The organism is Acinetobacter sp. BIGb0196, from assembly GCF_011759595.1.
GTDB lineage: Bacteria > Pseudomonadota > Gammaproteobacteria > Pseudomonadales > Moraxellaceae > Acinetobacter > Acinetobacter guillouiae.
Genome location: NZ_JAAOZA010000001.1, coordinates 1,321,052 through 1,339,886 on the forward strand (window position 1 = coordinate 1,321,052; position 18,835 = coordinate 1,339,886).

At 37.5% G+C, this 18,835-nt stretch carries 14 protein-coding genes; 10 read left to right on the top strand and 4 right to left on the bottom strand.

The window, feature by feature from the left end:
- The first annotated feature begins 11 nt into the window (after positions 1-11).
- Positions 12-6,497, top strand: a complete 6,486-nt coding sequence (locus FHR28_RS05950) for a DUF637 domain-containing protein (protein ID WP_166782152.1) — start codon at positions 12-14, stop codon at positions 6,495-6,497.
- 44 nt (positions 6,498-6,541) lie between these two features.
- Positions 6,542-7,099: an SMI1/KNR4 family protein gene (locus tag FHR28_RS05955; protein ID WP_166782774.1), complete on the top strand. Its 558-nt coding sequence runs from the start codon at positions 6,542-6,544 to the stop codon at positions 7,097-7,099.
- A 116-nt stretch (positions 7,100-7,215) separates the two neighbouring features.
- Here the strand turns inward: FHR28_RS05955 and FHR28_RS05960 are convergent, their stop codons facing one another.
- Together FHR28_RS05960 and FHR28_RS05965 are read right to left on the bottom strand one after the other, a co-directional pair.
- Entirely contained in the window at positions 7,216-7,782 is a 567-nt protein-coding gene (locus FHR28_RS05960) for a hypothetical protein (RefSeq protein WP_166782153.1), read from the bottom strand.
- Positions 7,783-7,793: 11 nt separating this feature from the next.
- The gene (locus FHR28_RS05965; RefSeq protein WP_166782154.1) at positions 7,794-8,303 is read right to left on the bottom strand and encodes a hypothetical protein; all 510 of its coding nucleotides are present in this window, start codon (positions 8,301-8,303) and stop codon (positions 7,794-7,796) included.
- Positions 8,304-8,683: 380 nt separating this feature from the next.
- Between FHR28_RS05965 and FHR28_RS05970 the strand changes: the two genes are divergently transcribed.
- The 7 genes from FHR28_RS05970 to FHR28_RS06000 all read left to right on the top strand — a co-directional run bounded on the left by FHR28_RS05970 (position 8,684) and on the right by FHR28_RS06000 (position 15,083).
- Entirely contained in the window at positions 8,684-9,670 is a 987-nt protein-coding gene (locus FHR28_RS05970; RefSeq protein WP_166782775.1) for a quinone oxidoreductase family protein, read from the top strand.
- A gap of 11 nt (positions 9,671-9,681) precedes the next feature.
- Positions 9,682-10,530 carry a TauD/TfdA dioxygenase family protein gene (locus FHR28_RS05975; RefSeq protein ID WP_166782155.1) on the top strand — a complete coding sequence of 283 codons (849 nt, stop codon included), beginning with the start codon at positions 9,682-9,684 and terminating at the stop codon, positions 10,528-10,530.
- Between the two features lie 58 nt (positions 10,531-10,588).
- Complete coding sequence (locus FHR28_RS05980) at positions 10,589-11,641, top strand: 3-keto-5-aminohexanoate cleavage protein (protein ID WP_004724790.1); 1,053 nt, start codon at positions 10,589-10,591, stop codon at positions 11,639-11,641.
- A 116-nt stretch (positions 11,642-11,757) separates the two neighbouring features.
- Complete coding sequence (locus FHR28_RS05985; protein WP_166782156.1) at positions 11,758-13,101, top strand: MFS transporter; 1,344 nt, start codon at positions 11,758-11,760, stop codon at positions 13,099-13,101.
- Positions 13,101-13,754: a DsbA family oxidoreductase gene (locus tag FHR28_RS05990; RefSeq protein WP_004724786.1), complete on the top strand. Its 654-nt coding sequence runs from the start codon at positions 13,101-13,103 to the stop codon at positions 13,752-13,754. Before FHR28_RS05985 ends, FHR28_RS05990 begins: the two co-directional genes overlap by 1 nt.
- Positions 13,751-14,080: a Rieske (2Fe-2S) protein gene (locus tag FHR28_RS05995; protein ID WP_004724784.1), complete on the top strand. Its 330-nt coding sequence runs from the start codon at positions 13,751-13,753 to the stop codon at positions 14,078-14,080. Before FHR28_RS05990 ends, FHR28_RS05995 begins: the two co-directional genes overlap by 4 nt.
- The gene (locus FHR28_RS06000; RefSeq protein ID WP_166782157.1) at positions 14,073-15,083 is read left to right on the top strand and encodes a YeiH family protein; all 1,011 of its coding nucleotides are present in this window, start codon (positions 14,073-14,075) and stop codon (positions 15,081-15,083) included. Before FHR28_RS05995 ends, FHR28_RS06000 begins: the two co-directional genes overlap by 8 nt.
- A gap of 131 nt (positions 15,084-15,214) precedes the next feature.
- Here the strand turns inward: FHR28_RS06000 and FHR28_RS06005 are convergent, their stop codons facing one another.
- Positions 15,215-16,246, bottom strand: coding sequence for an AraC family transcriptional regulator (locus FHR28_RS06005; protein ID WP_154130435.1), 1,032 nt, complete (start codon positions 16,244-16,246; stop codon positions 15,215-15,217).
- Between the two features lie 399 nt (positions 16,247-16,645).
- The gene (locus FHR28_RS06010) at positions 16,646-17,743 is read right to left on the bottom strand and encodes an OmpW/AlkL family protein (RefSeq protein ID WP_154130430.1); all 1,098 of its coding nucleotides are present in this window, start codon (positions 17,741-17,743) and stop codon (positions 16,646-16,648) included.
- Between the two features lie 342 nt (positions 17,744-18,085).
- On the opposite strand from FHR28_RS06010, the gene FHR28_RS06015 reads away from it, so the two are divergent.
- Positions 18,086-18,676, top strand: a complete 591-nt coding sequence (locus tag FHR28_RS06015) for an RBBP9/YdeN family alpha/beta hydrolase (protein WP_166782158.1) — start codon at positions 18,086-18,088, stop codon at positions 18,674-18,676.
- Positions 18,677-18,835: the final 159 nt, after the last annotated feature.

Below are 18,835 nucleotides of genomic sequence, written 5' to 3' on the forward strand. Positions count from 1 at the left end.
GAACATTAGAAATGAATAAAAATCGTTATCGTATTATTTTTAGCAAAGCAAAAAATATGTTTATTGCGGTTGCAGAGAATATCAAAAGCCAGAGTAAAGCTACAGGTCAAAGTACGCACTCAATGCCCATAACTGAGTCTATAGATTCAAAATCATTTCATCAGTTGTGGCAAGTTAAAAGTATTGTCGCATCGATGAGCTTATTTATAGCATTTTCACCTGTTTATGCACAAATGCAGGCAGATCCAAATGCTGCAGCTTCACAAAGAGCCATCATTGGGGTGGGACAGAATCAGCAAGGTCAAAACGTACCTGTAGTGAATATTCAGACACCTAAAAATGGTGTATCGCATAACGTCTATAACCAATTTGATGTATTGCAACCCGGTGTCGTTTTAAACAACAGCCGTAATGGTGCAGGTTCAGTGATTGTAGGGCAAGTGGGCGCAAACCCTTATCTTCAAACTGGAGAAGCACGCGTCATTTTAAATGAAGTAAATTCTGCTGCAGCTTCTCGCTTTGAAGGGAATCTTGAGGTCGCTGGACAACGAGCAGATGTAATTATTGCCAATCCATCAGGAATTAATATTCAAGGTGGTGGTTTTATTAATGCCAATAAGGTCATTTTTACCACTGGTAAAACACAGCTAAATCCTGATGGAAGTATTAAACAGTTTGTAGTTGATCAAGGAAAAATTAATGTTGGCTCAAATGGAAACAACTTAGGGCTGGGCGGTAATAACAATAATGCTGATTATGTCGATATTTATGCCAAAGCAGTTGAACTGAATGCCCAAGTTCATGCCAATCAAGCCTTACAAGTGGTTACGGGCTCAAATACGATTAGTGATGACTTAAGTTCAATTACGCCCAATCAAGACAATAGCACTACTCCAACATTTGCACTGGATGTGAAAGCACTTGGTGGAATGTATGCCAATAATATCTTTATTATCGGTACGGATAAAGGTTTAGGGGTGAGTAATGCCGGGACTATTCAATCCCCACAAACTTTAGTCATCACCAGTGCGGGTAAAATTGAAAATACGGGTGCAATACAAAATACCAATCCACAGGATAGTTTATTGAGCATCAATACTGGTGATGGCGCTGATATAGTTAGTAGCGGCTCTTTGATTACCAATGGGAATTTATTCTTGGAATCTGGTCAGAACATCACTTTGGATAAAGCTCGCTTGGAAAAGCATGGTGCTGATAACCAAAATATTATTTCTGTGAGTGCTAAGGGTGATGTGAGTTTACAGAACAGTACTAATGTTCAAAACTTTGGTGAAGGAGGAAATTTATATATTGATGCGAGTAATATCAATCTTGGTAATGATATTAATATTGGAGTAAATGGTTCGATTTTTCTTGATGCAAAACAAAATTTGAATGCAACTGCAGTTAGAAACATTTCAAGTATCTATGATATTAACCTCTCTGGAGGCGATTTATTAACACTCAACAATACACATGTTTGGGCAAATTCTGGAAATATAAATTTAGGTACGACTAAGCAAAACTCTAATATAGTAATAAATTCAACTAGCTTAAACGCCGAAAAAGATTTGAATATTTATGGAGCTGGTGCTGTTTCTATCAATCAGATAGGTTTAGATAACGTTGGTGCAACTACTAAAACTAAGAATTTTAATATAAGTGCTCAAGGTGATTTATTCTGGCAAAATGCAGGTATTTACTTGCCTGTTTTTACAGGGAAATTAGATTTAAGGTCAAATAGCAAGCTAGATATTTCGGGAACTCAATTCATTACAAAGGAGGGGATTAATCTATTCGGAAAAGAGTTGATCATAAACAGTCAACTCAAATCAAACAAAGGTATTAACTTAACCTCATCTGAAAAAGATTTAAATCTGAATCAGGGAACAAATCTATCGGCAGTTACAGATATCAATGTTTCATCGTTAAACGGGGGCTTAAATACAAATAATTTAAAAGCGATCTCAGATTCTGGTCATGTAACATTCATGGCGAATACAGACATCAATCTTTCAGCTAATCAAAATCAACCATTATCAGTAGATTCAACTCGAATTGATGCTCGAAATGGAATAACAATAGCAAGTGTTGGTCATGGAAATGTAAATGTTAATTCAGCAACCTTAAGCTCAAATGATGGAGGTGTTAAAGTACAGAGTGAAGGAACCAGCCTGATTAAAGATACACAAATTAATGCCAAAGCAAATGTCGAGTTATTTGCCAAAGGAAATCTAGTATTAAACGGTGTAAACACAACATCCCAACAACATACAGCATTAAATTCTAAAAATAATATTTTTCTTAATAGCCAAGTTGGCGATAATGATATAGCAATATATGGTGAAGATAAAAGTAGTCAACTCACATCTAGTGGAGTTCTTTCTATAACCAGTGAAAAAAATATAAACGTTCAAAATTTAAAAGCTATTGCAGGAGCAATATTAGTTGAAGCTGGTGAATCTTTCAATACGCCTAAGTCTGTGGAATTGAACGCAAAAGGCAATGCTTTGTTGAAATATGACTCAAAACTGAGTAATACAGATGGCAATTTAACGATACAGACAAATAATGCCTTAACTTTAGATCCGAGAGTACATAAATTAAATACAACGGGTGACATTGATCTCGTTTCTAAAAATGGTGCATTGACCTTAATAGGTTACAGTGGTGCGCATGGTAATGGTTCTGAAGAGGTTATTAAATTAATTACTACTAATGGTGGGATTAATTTAGAAGGAAATAGTATCGAATTACAGGGAACTCAATTGGAGGCACAAAAAAATATCAAAATAACTTCTAGTAATGGTGATATTCTAATTAATGGTATAAAAAATAATATATCTAATATTATCTCTTTAAAACGACTAGATAAGTTTAACTCAGATCTTAATGAGTTTAAGTTAAATTTAGAAAAAGAAACATTAAATATTAAGAATAAACCGAATTACAACGCGTATGAACAAGAAAGAATTAATATATTGGGTTTTCGAACTACTGCATTACAAAATGCGAGTGTAATTGGACAAAATCAATTTATGTCAATGATGCATGAGGCTGATAGACGATTTAAATTGCTCGAAGATAAATATCCTGAAATAAATGGACCAAGTAATAAGCTCAAAATTTTAATCGATGAAACACAAAATAATATCAATTATTTTAATAACTCAGTTAAGGGTTATGAACATTCAACTTCATCATTATTAAGTCATTCTGGTAATATAGATATTATATCTTCAAAAGGGGTTTCGGTATCTGGATCAAATTTGATTTCACAATTAGGACAAGCGAATATCGAAGCTAAGGGGCCACTTGAACAGAATTATACAAGTATAACTCAGGGGCAAAATAATAAGCCCAGAACTATGTATGCAAGCATTATTGTTGATGGAACTCAAGACTTTTATGATAAAGGAGGTGAGAATGATGCAAATTACAGTATGCGAACAATCATAAATCCCTCACTAATTAAGGCAAAAAATGGAGTTAATCTTCGAACAGTAGGAATGACAGTTGATGATAATTTAGTTTTACAAGCCACTGGAATTGTTTCACAAGATGGTGATGTGAATATTCACTCTTTTAAGAATATCCTTTTTGATGCTGCTATTGAACAAAGCTATGATCGAGCAACAAAAATTGAAAAGAAAAGATCTTGGGGGGGGCTTAAAAAGAAAACAATTACAACTAGAACTGAAAATAATGATATAGATGCGGCGTCTGTTGATATAGAAGCTAAAAATATTTCTGTTGAAAGTAAAGAAACAGGTAATCCGAAAAACAGTATCGATATTTATTCAGGAAATTTCAAAGCAAATGGTGGGAACATATCGATACGTTCAGGTGGAAATATTAATTTTTATACTGTAGAAGAGACTACTAGTAGTAAAACAGATATTACTAAAAAATCATCTTTTGCTGGAATAAAATATAATAACTCAAAAACAAGTGCAACACGTAATCAAATTTCTGAAATACCGGCTACATTAAAGGCAGATTATATTGGCACAAAATCAGGCTTCGATACACGATTGGTTGGTACGGAGTTTGAGTATTTGAAAGGTGCTGAGATTGAGTCAGGAGGTACCATATTTATTCAACCCGCCATTACCAATATTACTGAAACGCTGAAGAAGGAGAAGAATTCTGTAGTCTGGCAGTCGATGCAAGATAAAGGTTCAATTACTGAAACTGCACAATTACCAAGTTTTAATGGACCTACCCCTCCTGTTTTTAACGCTGCAGGTGGATTAGAGGTTCAAATACCAATTGGTGAAAAAGATCAGAATAAAGTACAAATTAAAGATGAAATTTTAAAACTTGCGAACCAACCCGGTAATCAATATCTCAAAGACTTGGTTAACCGCAATGATGTAGATTGGAATTCTATTATTCTTGCTCAAAAGGATTGGGATTATAAGTCTCAAGGTTTGACGGGAGCTGGTGCTGCAATTATTGTTATTATTGTGACAATTTTAACTTATGGTGCAGGAACTGCAGCAGTGGGAGCGACAACTACTGCGGCAGCAGGAGGTGGGACTGTAACTACATTTGGTGGAATGACTTTAGCAACCACTACAGTTTCTGGAGTAACAACTTACACAGCTGCCGGAACGATGGTTAATGCAGCTTTGACATCACTTGCAACTCAATCTTCCGTAAGCTTAGTGAATAATGGGGGGAATATTAGCCAGACACTTAAAGAATTAGGTTCTAAAGAGTACGTTAAAAGTTTAGCAACATCGGTTATCACTGCTGGTGTTTTAGAAAAGGTAAGCACTACACTAAACTTGCCAATTGATAGTACAAAATTTAATGATCGACTTTATGTTGGATTGGTAAATAATACTAGCTCTGCATTAATAAATACTGCAATAAATGGTGGTAGTTTAAGTGATAATCTTGATGCAGCCTTATTAGCTGGATTTGCTAATGTTTTACAGGCAGAGTTGTCACAAAATATAGGTTTAGAATTAGATGTAAAAGATCCCTCAAATTTTGAATATCTTTTGCATAAAATTGCTCATATTGCGGCAGGTTGTGCAGCTGGAGCACTTCAAAAACAATGTGAGGCTGGAGCAATTGGAGCTGGAGTAGGTGAGGTTGTTGCAGGAATGATAGAGCAACCAAGTAAAGATGCTTCATTAACTGAAATCAAAAAATATCAAGAAAAGGTTATCAATACATCTAAATTAATATCAGGAACTATAGCAGGTGTAGTTGGATATGATGTGGGGTATGCAGCTTCCTCAGCATCTTTAGCTGTGAGTAATAACTATTTAACTGCGAAAAATTATAGAGATTTAAAAGCAAATTATGACAGTTGTATTAGTAGCGGTGGTAGTGCAGGCAAGTGTAGTGGGGATATGTGGGCTATTGCGAGTAATATAAGTAAAGTAAATGATGATCGTTTGAGAACAGATTGTGCGATTGCAGACAGTACCGCATGTATTAATGGAATGAAAGACCTTTTTGAGGGAGAAAGAACTCGAAATGAGCTTAATAGATTAAATAAAATCTTTTATAACTCTGAATATAGTAGATTTAATACATGGGCTAAGTTTAATGGTTTTACTCAAGCAGATAAAAATATTCGAAATCTTGGGAGTCTATATGCTAGCTTTGAAAAAATTGAATATTGGCAAAAAACCAACTGTAGCAATATTGGTTTATCAACAGCAGATTGCCAAAAAAAATATACAGCTTATTTGGAAGCAGATCGAGCTACACATGCCCAAATTGCAGCAGGATTGGATAAAGTTAAATCCATGGCAATTATCGGCAATGGTGTTACCGTTGGTAGTGCCGTAATAACTTTAATTACTGGAACAAGCTTGAGTAGTGATGATCCTAGCCGTTTAATTGCTTTAGCTGAAATTGCATCAGTAGGATTTAGCCGCTATATTCCTCAAGTTGGCTCTATGGTGCATGTAACTCAACCTAAATCTGCTGGTTCTAGATATACAGCAAAACTACTTGATAATAATAAAGATCAAGCTCTTGATCCAAATTCTATTAGAAATGCAATTGCTTTGCATCCTACTTGGTTGAGTGGAAACAAAGATAAAATCAACTCAAATACTATTTCGATTGCAGTTGCTAAAGTTCAGACGTCAAAAGGGACTGAAAATATTCTTGCGGTAAGTGGTAAGTCTTGGAGTGGAAATGCTCCCACAACTGTAAATATTAATGGAAATACATATAAAGTTATTGTTAGTGATACTCAAAGTGTAAAGTCAATCCAAATGGGAGTTAACGATCAAGGGCGACCAATATCTAATTATAATCATGCAGAAATGAAACTCTTCAGCTATATTAAAGATAGTTATTCTGCAACACCAACCAAAGTAACTATGGCAATTCAGAATACTGCTAATACTGAAAAAAATCCTGCTGGATTATGCACTGGCTGTGTATTTACTAGTTCAACTGGTTTTACAAAGGATTTACCTTTTGTAAATTTAACTATATTTCATGGTTCTACAAAGAAATAGTTAAATGGTAGGATAAATTTGTTTTGAAAATAGATGGTTCAAATATGATAAATTTTGTACAAGAGTTAGTATTGTGTAGGGTAGAAGGTACTCAACTTCCTTTTTTTCCTGAAAAAGTTAAAGGCTACACAGAGCAAGAAATAGCTGAAATTGCAAAGAACTGCAATTTAGATGTCCATGGGCAATTTAGGGACTTTTTATTGCAAATGGGGAAATGTTCTGGAGGATTACTTTGGGGGGATGACTTTCCAATGTATAGTCACAGATGGGAACCAATGAGTTTTAAAAATTTTCAAGTTAATGAGAGAAATGATGAAAATTATATGTCGTGTCCTGGTAGTGAAGATCCTATAGAAAATAAAATGTTTTATCTTTATTCAGAAAATGAGTTAACTTTTTTTTATTATTTATTTACGAATAATAAAGATGATTATATTTGGGGGTATTATGAAGACGAAAATAGGTGTGTGGAGAAAACTAAATCGACACTTATTGATCAATTAAAGTACTACGTCAGAACTTCAACAAAAAATGCAAGATTTATTGATTTTACCTCAAATGAAGATGAAATTAACCAAAATATAATGGGTAGGCTATTATAGTATTATTTTTATCAAACTAATCTGTACAACGCTTCAAAAATAATCTATCTATTTAGATACTATCATCGATTTTTAATTAAAAATCAATGATAGTATTCAATTTACCATGTTGAATTTTAATTATGCCCCATTTTATTAATTACACGGATTGGGACAGTATATCCTTGACCACTATCAGGTCTTGGTTCTAAGAACGCTTGAATTGGCAGATCAGTAATAGCGTTAGCTCGCCATAATCCCACGCCATTTACAAGTTCAGTCACAGGTTTCTTTGTTTCCAAATCATTAATCCAAAATACACAACCTTCTTGTTTATTTGGATTTAATTCATAACCGACTTGGTATCTTTTATTTGGTTCAATATGGACTTTGACTAAATTGGTATAGTTATAAGAACCTTGACCACACCAAATTTGTAAATCATGTTCACCAGCGTGCAGAATTAAAGGCTCTTTGAGCTGATGATAGCCATTCTCTACCTTCTTTTTATCTACTGCAAAGACAAAGGCAATCGTGTCTGCTAAATATTTACGATCATAGAGATCACCAATGATGGTTGCTGTTTGTGATGATGCTTGAGGCGAAGAATAGTATTCAATAGCTGGTGTATTCTTGGATGTACTGATACAACCAGTAAAAATGATTGGTACACTTAGAATTGAGATTTTAAAAAATAGATGCATATTCAATCCCTCTATTTATTAATAATGACTGGCATATAAATTTGTTGAGGTTGATTTGCTACTGTATGAGCAAATTGCTTTTCTGTTATCACCTCACCCGTTGTTAAATTTTCAATCCAAAACTGAATGCCTTGTTTATGGCTGTTTTTATCTGCTTGATTGGTTTTGATTTGATATTTTTGCCCTGTTTGAGCAGTAAAATTGAGCTCACCTGAAGAAAATAATTGCTGAGCATCAGAGGTGAAGCGAACGGTTATCTGTGTAGGGAGAATGGAATAGATTTTATTCCAGTCTTTTGATTGGTTTAATGTGGCTTTGCCATTGATTTGATTAATATAAATACGAGCTTTTATGAACTTTAAAGGGGTGCTCGTTTCTTGGAAACCTTGAATTGTTGCGAGTTGTGCTGAATCAATATTTTGAGGCGTTTGATAAAGCAGCTCTTTTGGGATTTCTGCAAGTGCAAATGGTGAAGAGCATAAAGCAACAAATAAGGTTATTTTGATCAATTGATTATGCATAAAATAAACCTCTAAAATGAGAAAACTATTTTTAGAATTTTACTAAGTATTCTGACTTAGCAATTTATTATAAAGAGGGTTGGTTCAAGATGCTAAACCTATAATTATTTTAATGGCTTTTTTTGAAACTTCATTATACCTATAGATAGAACACATTAAAATTTGGGATAAAAAATCCACTCAAGATAAACTATAAAAATTATTCAAATCCCTAAAATAACTCAAAACAGTGCCTTACTAAACTAGCTTACAATTTTAACCACAAGCGTGTCGTAAAATGCTAAGTCAGTGTCGTCTTATGTAAAGTGAGCTGCATCTGCTGTGTTGTAGTTTTAATCATGATTTTTAAATATTGATAAAAATACGGCATGGATAGGGAAATAGCATTGAATAAAGCAATACGGTTTTATGAAACAGGAACACCAGATGTTTTGCAATATGAAGACATCGATGTTGGTGAACCAGCAGCAGAGCAAGTGCGTCTGCGTCATGTGGCAGTTGGATTAAATTATGCTGACACTTATTTTCGTGACGGCACATATAAGATTCCACTGCCAAACGGGATGGGCGTAGAAGCATCTGGTGTAGTCGAAGCCGTAGGTGAGGGTGTAGCTCACATTCAAGTGGGTGATCGAGTCACTTATACCGGTTTTTTAAATACGTTAGGTGCTTATAGCACTGCACGTTTAATCTCAGCTGATGTATTAATCAAACTACCTGAAGAAATTTCTTGTGAAACAGCCGCAGCAATGACCATGCGGGGATTAACCTCTGCTTATTTAATGCGTCGTATTTATGACTTTAAAAAAGGGGACACCATTTTATTACATGCTGCCGCTGGTGGTGTGGGCTTGATTGTTTCTCAATGGGCAAAGTTACTCGGTTTAACTGTGATTGGTACAACCTCTTCAGAAGAAAAAGCACAAATTGCCCGTGCACATGGCTGTGACCACGTCATTAATTATAGCTATGAAAATGTTGCAGAACGAGTACGAGAATTAACCGATGGGGTCGGTGTGAATGTGGTCTTTGATAGTGTCGGTAAAGACACGTTTATGGCATCGCTTGATTCATTAAAACGCCGTGGTTTATTGGTTTGTGTGGGGACTGCTTCTGGTGCAATTCCAGAATTTAACCCCGTCTTGTTGGCAATGAAAGGCTCTCTATATATAACTCGTCCAGCACTGGCAGATTTCATTGCTGATCCTATAGAAAAACAAGAACTTGCCAATGAGTTATTTGACCACGTCCGACATGGACGCATCAAAATTGAAATCAATCAGCGCTATGAACTCAAGGATGCAGTTCAAGCTCACCGTGATCTAGAAGCACGTAAAACCACAGGATCATCAATTTTTGTCATTTGAAGGGATATCTTATGCAAGTTGAACAATTAAGTTGCAATATCGGTGCAGAATTGTTGGGGGTCAATCTGGAAGATGCCATTGACGATGATGGGTTATTTACTGAAATTCGTCAGAATTTGTTAAAGCATCGGGTTTTATTTTTAAGAGATCAAAACCTAAGCCGAGCAGAACATGTAGCATTTGCTGAGCGCTTTGGACAACTAGAAAGTCATCCAGCTGTTGGAAGTCATCCAGAGCATCCTGGACTGGTACAAATTTATAAAAGCCCAGAGAGCCCAATTGATCGTTATGAAAATGCTTGGCATAGCGATGCAAGCTGGCGCAAAGTTCCGCCAATGGGTTGTGTGCTACGTTGTATTGAATGTCCGACAGTGGGTGGAGATACCATGTGGACCAATATGGTGATGGCCTATGAAAATTTACCCATAGAAATCAAAACAAAAATTGCAAATTTACGTGCTTATCACAGTATTGAAGCCAGTTTTGGCGCAATGATGCCGATTGAAAAGCGTTTGGCATTAAAAGAACAGTTCCCCGATGCAGAACATCCTGTGGTACGTACTCATCCTGAAACGGGTGAAAAGATTCTTTATGTCAACGCATTTACCACTCATTTTAGTAATTACCATACCAAAGAACACGTACGTTTTGGACAAGATGCCAATCCCGGTGCAACCGATTTACTGCGTTATTTAATTACCCAAGCCTATATTCCTGAGTACCAAGTTCGTTGGAGTTGGAAGCCGAATAGTATCGCAATTTGGGACAACCGCAGTACACAACATTATGCCGTAATGGACTATCCACCATGTCATCGAAAAATGGAACGGGCAGGCATTATTGGTGATGCAACTTACTAAGCTGAGCAGTTAACGATTTAATCCAAACCCTAATTTTAAAATACATATGGAGATGTTTATGCAATTCTTTGATGACTCATTGCACCCTGAAAACATGGACAAAGTGGTGATTACGGTAGCGCCTTATGGGCCTGAATGGATGCCTGAGGATTTTCCTGAAGATATTCCTGTAACCATGCAAGAACAAATTCAAAAAGCGGTAGAGTGCTATGAAGCAGGTGCTTCAGTCCTCCATTTGCATGTCCGAGAGCTGGATGGGAAAGGCTCGAAACGTCTGTCTAAGTTTAATGAACTCATTGCCGGTGTGCGCGAAGCGGTGCCTGATATGATCATTCAAGTGGGTGGATCAATTTCTTTTGCCCCAGAAAGTGAAGGTGAAGCTGCAATTTGGTTAAGCGATGATACGCGGCATATGTTGGCCGAATTAATGCCAAAACCAGACCAAGTAACCGTAGCGATCAATACCACTCAAATGAATATTATGGAGTTGCTCTATCCTGAATATTTAGAAGGCACTTCTTTGGCACATCCAGCAATTCAGGCAGCTTATGCAGAAATGACAGTACCTGCAGGTCCAGCTTGGGTTGCAGAGCATTTAAAGCGTTTAACTGAAAATGGCATTCAACCGCATTTCCAATTAACTGGGATGCATGGTTTAGAAACGCTGGAACGTATGGTGCGTAAAGGGCTGTATAAAGGTCCGTTGAATCTAACCTGGATTGGAATTGGTGGTGGTTTTGATGGGCCAAATCCTTTTAACTTCTTTAACTTTATTCATCGCGTACCTGATGGTTGTACTTTAACTTCAGAGTCTTTACTTAAAAATGTTTTGCCGTTTAACACCATGTCAATGGCGATGGGCTTACATGCACGCGTCGGAAATGAAGACACCATTATTGATCATCAAGGTCAGCGTTTTTCTTCAGTACAGCAGATTCAACAGACCGTGCGTATTGCCCATGAATTAGGTCGTGAAGTTGCATCAGGTAAAGAAGCACGTGAAATTTATCGTATTGGCGTGCAATACGACACGATTGAAGAAACTTTGTTGGAAAATGGTATGGCGCCCAATCGTAAAGCAGGTCAAAAGGGTGTTCCACAGCGTAAATAATGATTTGAGCCAAAAGGATTTTTGATTCAAACAGTGAGAAAAAGATGATTACGTTACTGTGAAGTCGCGTAGTCATCAAAAATGAATGAGAAATTATAAAAACACAAGGAGAACGTATGGATGCGCATCAATATTCAAGTCCTGCGGACGGTGTAGATACTTCGGTTGGCATTCCACGTAAATATGCATGGTTGGTTTTTGCACTGACATTTGGTTTGTTGATTTCTGACTATATGTCACGGCAAGTCTTAAATGCAGTATTCCCACTGATCAAAAGTGAATGGGCTTTGACAGACAGCCAACTTGGATTATTAAGTGGAATTGTGGCCTTGATGGTGGGTTTATTAACCTTACCTTTGTCGATCTTGGCAGATCGTTTTGGCAAAGTAAAAAGCTTAACTTTGATGGCCGTGTTATGGAGTATGGCAACCTTAGGCTGTGCAATTGCTGAAAGTTATCAACATATGTTTATTGCCCGATTTATGGTGGGTGTTGGCGAAGCTGCCTATGGCAGTGTCGGGATTGCTGTTGTTGTATCGGTTTTTCCTCGTGATATGCGTGCAACTTTAGCAAGTGCTTTTATGGCAGGTGGTGTGTTTGGCTCATTCTTAGGCATGGCTTTAGGCGGTGTAATGGCTGAACATTTTGGCTGGCGTTGGGCATTTGGTGGAATGGCAGTCTTTGGGCTGATTCTGGCATTTTTATATCCTATTGTGGTTAAAGAAAACAAGATAGGAACCGTTCAAGGCAAAATTAAGACCCAACAGAAACAGGAGAAGTCGAGAAGTCCTTTACGATCAATTTATTCAAGTCGGTCTGTGATCGCCACTTATATTGGCAGTGGCTTGCAATTGTTTGTGGGTGGCACGGTCATCGTTTGGCTTCCCAGTTATCTCAATCGATATTACGGATTGGGGACAGATAAAGCGGGGCTGGTCGCGGCAATGGTTGTACTCAGTAGTGCAGTTGGCATGATTTTATGTGGGATGTTATGTGATCGTTTAGGACGAGATCGACCAGACCGAAAAGTCAGTTTAGCGATTGCATTTTGTTTGATCGGTTGTGTGTTGTTATCCATTGCTTTTGCCATGTCTGTCGGAAATGCTCAATTGATCATGATTTGTATTGGGATGTTTATCGCATTGGGTACCAATGGACCATCCAGCGCAATGGTTGCCAACCTAACACATCATTCTGTACATAGCACAGCATTTGCAACATTAACTTTGGCAAATAATTTTCTCGGCTTGGCTTTAGGACCTTTAGTAATTGGAAAGCTATCTGACGTGATTGGTTTACACCATGCTTTTCAATTGATGCCTCTGATGAGCATTGTGGCTGCTGCCGTATTCTTCTATGCAAAACGCCATTATGCCCATGATATTAAAAAATTTAATGCACAAGCAGCACGACAAGGTCAAACAGTACAAGCACAGTCATGCAATATGGGTAATCAGTAATGACGCGTAAAATGAATATTGAAGTTTTTTTTGATTTTATCTGTCCTTGGTGTTTGATTGGAAAACGTCATTTACAGACTGCGATTCAAAAATTAAAACAAAGTGATCCAGATGTTGTGGTCAATATCCAGTGGCGTGGTGTACAGCTTTTACCCCATATTCCACTGGTGGGTGTTCCTTTTGATGCCTTTTATTTACAACGATTAGGCAGTTCAACAGCCGTTCGAATGCGTCAAACTCAAGTTCGTCAAGCCGCGAAAGCGGTCAATGTCGATATTGATTTTGATCGGATTCGTCGTATGCCAAACACAGCTATGGCACATCATTTTTTTGCAAATATTTCAAAAGTATATCATTCAGATCAAAGTGAGCGATTTTTAGATGCGCTATTCACAGCCTATTTTCATCATTCGGAAAATATAGGCGAGTTAGCAACATTGCAGAAAATAGCCATGTATTGCGGTTTTGCGGATGAGGTGGTTGAAGGTATTTTAGCAAAACCATTCGTTCCTTTTATCTCAGCAGATACAGGGGGTAAAGGGGTACCATATTTTGTTTTTGATGGAAGTTTTGCAATGGCAGGAGCGCAACCTGCAAGTGCACTTTATCAAGCAATGCTGGAAACGCTTCAAACACAAGGACAAATGGTATGAGCTTGCGTTTTCAAGTTCCTCAAGAAAAAATCCCAACTTTAGGCAATCGATCCTTTTTGATGATCGGTGACCGATCTCTAATTTTATTTAATATTGCTGAACAATTTTATGCGATTAATGACAGTTGCCCGCATCAGGGTGCCTCATTACTCAATGGGAAATTAGAAGGCAAGGTAATTCAATGTTGTGCACATGGTTTACGTTTTGACTTGTCAAATGGTTATTTACTCAATTCAACACAGCTACAAGTTCAATCATATCCAGTAGAAGTGATTGGAGAAAATGTTTTTATTGGTTTGGATTGTGGAGTAGCACTAGATGAGTAAATTAGATTCTATGGCTTGGCAGCCACGGCTAAGTGCGTTTATGCCCGGATTTATTGTTAGTACTGTGGTTGCCGCTGCGGCCTGCTTTTTATCTGAGCATTATGGTGCACCAGTAATGTTATTCGCTTTATTGCTCGGGATGGGTGTGAACTTTCTTGCAACAGAAGGAAAGTGTAAAGCGGGTATCGAATTTACTGCGCGAGAAGTACTGCGTTTTGGGATCGCCTTACTCGGAATGCGCATTACCCTTGAGCAAATGACTGCGCTAGGTTGGCAGCCCATTGTTTTGGTCATTTCATTGGTCGTCATTACCATTCTTGCTTCAGTCATCGCAGCAAAAGTGCTCGGGTTTAATAAATTTTTCGGTATGCTGACTGGTGGCGCGACAGCGATCTGTGGAGCTTCCGCAGCATTGGCCTTGTCTGCAGCTTTACCCAGTCATCCACAAAAAGAAAAAGCAACCTTATTCACCGTCATTGGAGTATCTGCACTTTCAACTTTAGCAATGATTGTTTATCCCATGATTGCGCAATGGTTGGAATTGAAACCACAACATGCAGGGATTTTTTTAGGTGCAACCATCCATGATGTCGCCCAAGTGGTGGGGGCAGGTTATAGCATGTCTACAGAAACAGGCGATACTGCAACAGTGGTGAAATTGATGCGAGTTGCCATGCTTCTACCTGTGATCATCTGTGCAGCCATGATTACCCGTATGCAAGGCGTACCCTCTACGGGCAAAAGACCGCCATTATTGCCTTGGTTTGCAGTAGGATTTTTAATTCTTGCCTGTATAAATAGTACTGGATGGGTACCTACAGTTGTTCAAACTGGAATGAATGAATTATCTCGTTGGTGTCTGATTATTTCGATTAGTGCGCTAGGGATGAAAACACAATTAAAAGAGTTAGCAACGGTGGGTATTAAACCGATCCTGCTGATGATTGGAGAAAGCGTTTTTCTGGTATTGTTGGTACTCAGCCAGATGCATTGGTTATTTTAGTCGAGCTTTGATTTAACAAAAGTTTTGCAAGGTACAACGTTAAAGTTGATTTACGCAAAACTTTTGTTTTAAGTGGCTTTTCTTATTATTGTTTTGATGTTAATACCAAGTTAGTCGTACCTTGATTGAATTTATATCGTATTTTCATCAATGATCTCAGCCTTATTGTGGGTACGCCAAGCATTGGGTGTTATACCAAATTGACCGATAAACCATCGTGTAAAAGAGCTTGGCATAGAGTAACCAAGAATATCTGAAACTTGAGCCAGTGAATAATTGATATTTCTTAAATAGCGAAATACCAAATTTCTGCGGACATCATTCATTAATTCACTAAAATTTGTATGTGCAGCTTCTAGACGCCGTTGCAGCGTTCTGACATTGACTTCATGGGTCTGCGCGACTTGATCAATTGTGGCACGTCCCATCGGTAAAAGCAGATAGATACTTTTACGGATATCAAAAATAAGTGATGATTCATTGTCTTTTTGTAAGATGTCGATATCGAGATAGCGCTGTGCATGGTTTGCCATTGCTGTATTTGCTTGAGGATTGATTTTATCAAGCTCTGATGATGAGCAGACAATACCATTAAACTCGCTACCAAATTCAAGTGAACTTCCAAAAACACGTTGATGCACTGTTAAGTCTTTTGGTGAATCGTGGGTAAAATGAATACTTAATGGGTGCCATTTTTGAGCTAATAATGCAGCACAAAAACGATGGGTAATCCCCAAAGCCAATTCAATCGCTTGACGACTATACTTTGCTGAAGCAGAAATCACTTCTACCCGAATAATCACGGTTTTTCCAACTTCTTCTATATATATTTCAAGCGCGTTATTGATGATATTTCGGTATCTTACAATTGTTTTTAAGGCATCACGTAACGTCTGTTGATAGCTTAATAATAGGCTTAGCTCACCAAAATCAGCAATTTGACGTTGTTCGGCCATATGTAGACCAAACACTTCACAACCACTGATTTGAGCAGATTGCTCTAATAGTGTCATGACTTTGTCGACGGAAATACGTTGTTTTGAATCATTTAATTGAGCAGAATAAATTCCAGCATCAGATAATAAATGGTATGGATTAAGGTCTAATTGTCGGCTTACATCCAGATAATTCTTGAGTACCGCTGTATGTGCAAGAGGAACCAATTTACACTCTCCTTGTCTTTTCATTAACCGTCCTGGTCAATACATCACTGTTTGAAGACTTTACCAATACGCATTTATAAAAAGTTTTTGCGTATGTGTAATCTCAATAATTTTATCAAAATTTTTTAAAAAGCATCTCAATTCATTACACATTGAGATGATTGAAATAGAGTATCAAATTTGTTTAACAAAGAGGAGTGTTTTAAAAGGACTGCACTTTATTGAGTAAAGAACAGCCTTTTAAAACGTATTAATGTGCGACACAACTTAGGGATATTGCTTACACATTAATTCTTTTAGATGGGGCATTGCGACTCATATCGGATTGTAGATATTTAGTACACAATATTTTTAAAATTAAATGGTCGGTAGATATAGGGCTACAATCAATCCATTTAATTAAAAACGATAGCCTACCCCAAGATATGTGACCAAAGGATCTAAATCAATTTTTGTCGTGGACTTGATCAATTGGGTACCTGTCGATGTATCTGTGACAGTCACAGTTGCTACATTATTAAAGTTTGGCATATAACTTAAAGATCCAGTGGTAAACCAACGATCGGTTAAATCAAAGGTAAATCCTGCTGTGAGTACTGGTGCAAAGGCATCACTGGTTTTAACTTTAACTTTTGGTGTCGCTGTTGAACTGCCTTGACCACCGTGCAATGCTTCACCCGCTCGATCATTGAGGATATTATCAATCATATAACCTGCTTGAATAAGGTCTTGTTCTACACCGCCATTGAGCTTTAACTTATTAAAATGACCATATACAACACCCGCGCCAACAAAAGGTCGGAACTTATCTTGTCCTGAAGCGCCAAAATGATATTTAACTGTTGCTGCAGGCGTCCATGCAGTTACTTCTGCAACTTTGCCATGTGCATCAAGATCGGTAATTAAGGTATCTTTTAGCAGTTTTAAACCATTTAAATAGGTCGGTGGTGTGCCTTTTCCGGGAGTATTGGCAGTGGAAAGTGCCGAAGCTCTAATTTCTCCTACGCCATCAATATCAATTTTTGGTGGGATACCACCGACTAATTCAAGAGATACATGATCATTTACAAAGTAGCTTAGAGTTAAACCCAATGTATCGGTATCCGCGACTTCCATTCCACCTTGAGCGGTATAATCAGAAATACCTGTGATATCCGATCTGGCTCCGGTGGTCAGACTTGCTGGAACTTTATAATTGGGGTCTGCTTTACCATTTTTGATAAATGTATTTAATAAAAGCCCACCCATTCCCTTAATTTCAGATGCATTGGTTTCGTAGTTGGCAATATCACTTCCCCATAATGATGATCCAACGCCATAGCTGCCACCTTCTACAACACTGGTTGTTACATGTGTTGAATTGGCTTTGCCTTGAGGCATGACATGCATCCAGCCTGCACTGACAGCCCAGCGTTTAGAGGTTGTAGAATCCGCATAACATAAATGAGTTGTTAATAGACATGCCAATGGCACAGCTATTCTACAAATTTGATTCATTTTAATTTCCTTGTAGTTCACTTTTTTTGGGTTTCAGCGGATCCTTTCTGAAACACGGCCCCATTATTAAAGTTGGCATTGGTTAAAGCAATCTCACTCATTTCATTAATAATATTCAGATTTTTAATGAATAAATAAGTGAATTTTAAAATAAAACAATTAAATCAATCTCTTATAATTTTATAAGCCCATGCTCGAATGCTTTATTGGAGCAGTCATTTGTCATCAAATGAAAAGCAGTTGTCATCAAATGTACATCACCAAGATCAACTAAACCGTATTGTGAATAAGCAATTTATAGAATTCATCTTCATTCATTTGGCGAAAACTTAAGGTAGATCAATGGAAAAAATACAGACAAAGGCAACTGTTTTAATTGTTCCTGGTTTACGTGACCATGTTGCTGAACATTGGCAAACCTTATTGGAGCAAAGGCTGGTCAAGGTACGATCTGTCCCTGCATTAGAAACAGACAAACTCAACTGCATAAAAAGAGTTAAAGCGATTCAAACGCAACTTGAAGAAATTGATGGTGCTGTGATTTTAGTTGCACATAGCGCAGGGGTATTAATGACCGTTCACTGGGCAGCTCTGTATCAACACAATATTCAAGGGGCTTTGTTGGTGACACCACCCGATTTATCAGCCAAATGGCCTGAAAACTATCTAAGTTCTGCAACGCTAAAACGGCAAGGATGGGATCCTTTACCCAACAAGGTTTTGCCTTTTCCGAGCATTGTTGTTGCAAGTACCAACGATCATTTAGCCAGTTACCAGGCCGTTCGGACTATGGCAAAAACATGGGGCAGTCAATTGGTGAGTTTAGGTGAAGTGGGGCATTTTAATCCTGCTGCTGGATATGGGTATTGGGCACAAGCTGAACAATTTATTCAACAATTAGACCAAGTGGATGATTCGATATGTATCGCTTAGTTCTTAGAACTTTATAGCGGAATTTATTTAGAAGTGACTTCGTTCAATTTACACGCCGTTTTAAGACAGCATTGCTCATTGGTTAGCAGTATAGGTAACAGATTAAACAATTAAAAAAAACATGCATATTTCAAAATAGTCAATATGGCTATTTATGGA

Coding starts and splice junctions, on each gene's coding strand:
- FHR28_RS05995 (WP_004724784.1), top strand. CDS start 13,751: ATGAGCTTGCGTTTTCAAGTTCCTCAAGAAAAAATCCCAACTTTAGGC.
- FHR28_RS05955 (WP_166782774.1), top strand. CDS start 6,542: ATGATAAATTTTGTACAAGAGTTAGTATTGTGTAGGGTAGAAGGTACT.
- FHR28_RS06015 (WP_166782158.1), top strand. CDS start 18,086: ATGGAAAAAATACAGACAAAGGCAACTGTTTTAATTGTTCCTGGTTTA.
- FHR28_RS05980 (WP_004724790.1), top strand. CDS start 10,589: ATGCAATTCTTTGATGACTCATTGCACCCTGAAAACATGGACAAAGTG.
- FHR28_RS05965 (WP_166782154.1), bottom strand. CDS start 8,303: ATGCATAATCAATTGATCAAAATAACCTTATTTGTTGCTTTATGCTCT.
- FHR28_RS05960 (WP_166782153.1), bottom strand. CDS start 7,782: ATGCATCTATTTTTTAAAATCTCAATTCTAAGTGTACCAATCATTTTT.
- FHR28_RS06010 (WP_154130430.1), bottom strand. CDS start 17,743: ATGAATCAAATTTGTAGAATAGCTGTGCCATTGGCATGTCTATTAACA.
- FHR28_RS05990 (WP_004724786.1), top strand. CDS start 13,101: ATGACGCGTAAAATGAATATTGAAGTTTTTTTTGATTTTATCTGTCCT.
- FHR28_RS05985 (WP_166782156.1), top strand. CDS start 11,758: ATGGATGCGCATCAATATTCAAGTCCTGCGGACGGTGTAGATACTTCG.
- FHR28_RS05975 (WP_166782155.1), top strand. CDS start 9,682: ATGCAAGTTGAACAATTAAGTTGCAATATCGGTGCAGAATTGTTGGGG.
- FHR28_RS06000 (WP_166782157.1), top strand. CDS start 14,073: ATGAGTAAATTAGATTCTATGGCTTGGCAGCCACGGCTAAGTGCGTTT.
- FHR28_RS05950 (WP_166782152.1), top strand. CDS start 12: ATGAATAAAAATCGTTATCGTATTATTTTTAGCAAAGCAAAAAATATG.